Raw genomic sequence first — 2618 nt, forward strand, 5'->3', positions numbered from 1 at the left:
TGACAATTTAGGTTCTTAAACGTCTCTAGTTAATCAACTAAAAATTATAACTAGCTGGGTGTTATCTAATCTCCCCTCATTTTTAAGTTTTTATCATTTTTGATATAATGGTAGAGAATGAAAGGAGACTTTATGTCAACTAAAAATTTAACGCCGGTCTTAAAAACCTCTTTTGTGCTACTGGCTATCCTCGTCCTTCTTGGTATTGTTATGCCTGACGGCTACCAAGTTTGGTCAGAACAACTAAGGGAAGTTATTTCAGATAAACTTGGCTGGTTTTACTTATTACTGGTCACGTCAATCGTTCTACTTTGTGGCTTTTTCCTGGTTAGTCCCGTTGGGCAAATCAAACTGGGGGAACCCAATTCGGTGCCTGAACACTCTACTATCTCTTGGATTGCCATGATATTTTCTGCTGGAATGGGAATCGGCCTTGTCTTCTACGGTGCCGCAGAGCCCTTATCCCATTATGCCATTTCAACGGTACGAGCTACCCCAGGGTCGCAGGAAGCCTTAGCCGATGCTTTCCGTTACACTTTCTTTCACTGGGGCATCCATGCCTGGGCAATATATGCTTTAATCGCCCTGGCCCTCGCCTACTTTGGTTTCCGAAAAAAAGAGAAATATCTTTTATCGGTTACCTTAAAGCCCTTGTTTGGTAAAAAAACAAACGGTATCCTTGGTAAGATCGTAGATACGATTACAGTGGTCGCTACTGTTATCGGGGTGGCAACCACTCTTGGTTTTGGGGCAGCCCAAATCAATGGGGGACTCAACTACCTCTTTGGTATTCCAAACAATGCCCTTGTGCAAGTTATTATCATCATTATCACAACCATCCTCTTTACCATTTCAGCCCTTTCTGGTCTTGGAAAAGGGGTAAAAATCTTATCAAACACCAATCTTATTTTAGCGATTGGACTACTCGCCATCACCATAATCATCGGTCCCACAGTCCAGATTTTTAATACCTTGACCGATAGTATCGGACTGTATATTTCCAATTTCTTCCGTATGAGTTTCAGTGCTGGTTCCTTTGGTCAATACAATCGTGACTGGATCAATACTTGGACGATTTTCTATTGGGCTTGGTGGATTTCTTGGTCACCATTCGTGGGAGTTTTTATTGCCAGAATTTCTAAAGGACGTAGTATCAGACAATTTCTATCCATCGTCTTATTAGCACCGACTGTATTAAGCTTTTTATGGTTTTCTACCTTTGGAACACTTTCAACGCATGTTCAATCACTTGGAAATGTAGATTTAACACAGTTTCCAAGTGAGCAGACCTTGTTTGCAACCTTCAGTCAACTGCCATTTGGTTTTATTGCCTCCGTTGTTGCCATCATCTTGATCATTACCTTCTTTATCACGTCAGCAGACTCTGCGACCTATGTGCTAGCTATGCTCTCTGATGATGGGAATCTCAAACCAAAGAATAACCTTAAAATCTTCTGGGGCGTACTCCTTGCGACTATTGCCATCGTCTTACTTCTTTCAGGGGGCTTAGTAGCCTTGCAAAATACGCTGATTATCGTAGCCTTTCCATTTTCACTCATCATGGTACTGATCATGGTTTCCCTAGTCATTGAATTGCTACACGAAAAAGACAAGATGGGACTGTCAATCACACCGACACGATACCCTAAAAAAGATCAACCCTTCAAATCTTATGAAGAATAAATAACCCAATTTGTAAAACGAAGCTAGACAGAAAAAGCCATCTATGTTAGGCTCAGATAAACACCACATTTGTCTGAAAGGAACTAAGATAAATGACCTATACTCATCTTACCACAAACGAGCTTGTAACGATAGAGGCTTACTATCAAGAAAACATAATAAAAATTAATATAAAAAGTTTCTAAAATACATATTTAGACACTTTTTGTATGCTATAATTTTCATTAACACTATAACAAAGGAGAACCAAATGAAACGTTTAAATACTCTATTTCATATTATAAAAGTTACAGGTTTTAATCAATTTTTGACAAGTTTTGTAAGTTTTATTTTTATTTCAGGAGGAATACTTTTATTAGTTGAACCTCAAATAAGTAATTACTGGGATGGACTATGGTATGCTTTTGTCACATCAACAACAGTAGGTTACGGAGATATACTAGCTACTACTCTAATCGGACGTATTACTAGCGTCTTTTTAACTGTATATGGACTTATTTTTTTTGGATGCTTATCAGCCGTAATTGTCAATTACTACAGCAAATTAAATACACCTAATAATAAAACTGACTAACATATTTCTTAGTAACTGTAAAAAATAATTCTTTCTCTGCCAATTCCAAACGGCTACAATTTCCTGACCTCGCGATACTTCTTGACTATCCTCTCCAGTCTGAACAAGATTACCATCTTCGACATCATCTAAGTCTAATTCTTTCTTGATAGTCTTGAAGAGTTTTCCAAATCCAATCTGTCGTTTCCGATAAAGTCCCTCAAACAAATCACCCGTTATCCGTTCCTTCGTCTCTTCAGGCAAGACAATCACTTGTTTGTCATTCTCTTTCTCGACATCAAATGGATTTTACTAATATTTCTCAAAATTATGAGGCTGGGACAAAAGTCCTAGCCTCTTTATTGTTTTTGGATTGTCGAGC

Annotated in this window: 3 protein-coding genes; 2 read left to right on the forward strand and 1 reads right to left on the reverse strand. The window is 38.2% G+C overall.

The annotated features are described in order from the left end of the window. Window positions 1–132: 132 nt before the first annotated feature. Together HMPREF1519_RS07730 and HMPREF1519_RS07735 are read left to right on the forward strand one after the other, a co-directional pair. Entirely contained in the window at window positions 133–1683 is a 1551-nt protein-coding gene (locus tag HMPREF1519_RS07730) for a BCCT family transporter (protein ID WP_037611795.1), read from the forward strand. Window positions 1684–1933: 250 nt separating this feature from the next. Then, window positions 1934–2257, forward strand: coding sequence for a potassium channel family protein (locus HMPREF1519_RS07735; RefSeq protein ID WP_037611796.1), 324 nt, complete (start codon window positions 1934–1936; stop codon window positions 2255–2257). Here the strand turns inward: HMPREF1519_RS07735 and HMPREF1519_RS07740 are convergent. Then, entirely contained in the window at window positions 2228–2509 is a 282-nt protein-coding gene (locus HMPREF1519_RS07740) for a protein rep (protein WP_002891204.1), read from the reverse strand. The two genes, HMPREF1519_RS07735 and HMPREF1519_RS07740, sit on opposite strands and share 30 nt — an antisense overlap. Between the last annotated feature and the right edge of the window lie 109 nt (window positions 2510–2618).

The organism is Streptococcus sp. SR4 (genome assembly GCF_000517725.1).
Classification (GTDB): Bacteria; Bacillota; Bacilli; order Lactobacillales; family Streptococcaceae; genus Streptococcus; species Streptococcus salivarius_F.